Annotated in this window: 1 tRNA gene; it reads right to left on the bottom strand. The window is 68.7% G+C overall.

The features are described from left to right. Positions 1 to 184: 184 nt before the first annotated feature. A tRNA-Arg gene (locus MBSD_RS10040) sits at positions 185 to 261 on the bottom strand. Positions 262 to 502 lie beyond the last annotated feature (241 nt).

The raw sequence follows: 502 nt of genomic DNA, 5'->3' as shown, positions 1-502 counted from the left end.
GTTCGCCCCGGGTGAACAACCTACTGAGAGATCACAGCTAGGCCATGACTGCACGTCTTCCCCGCGCACGCGGGGATCGATCATTGACTTCAAGACGTGGCGGCACAAAGAGCCTTGCGCCGTTGACGCCTCGGCGCACTGTGCGCGCGGCGCAGGAGTGGCACAGATCCGTCACAGGGGGAGATGGCGCGCTCGGCGGGATTCGAACCCACGACCCCAGCCTTCGGAGGGCTGTACTCTATCCAACTGAGCTACGAGCGCGTTTTGAAAGGAATTTTTGCCGCGGCGCCGACGTTTTCGAGTATAGCCCATGCGACGGTGGCCGGGGCGTCCCGAGGTGCTGACCCGGGTCTTCGGCGAGCGGCACTCTATCCCCGAGCTATGGGCGCGTCGGCGGGCGATTGTCGCATGGAATCGCCGCCGCGGCGTTTCCCGCGGGCGTGCGCCGGCGCGCGGAGCGACGCGCCGCGCGCGTCGGCCGGCCGGGGCGCGCGGCGCCGCC

The organism is Mizugakiibacter sediminis (assembly GCF_000953855.2).
Lineage (GTDB): Bacteria > Pseudomonadota > Gammaproteobacteria > Xanthomonadales > Rhodanobacteraceae > Mizugakiibacter > Mizugakiibacter sediminis.
This window is presented reverse-complemented; position numbering and strand designations above follow the sequence as displayed.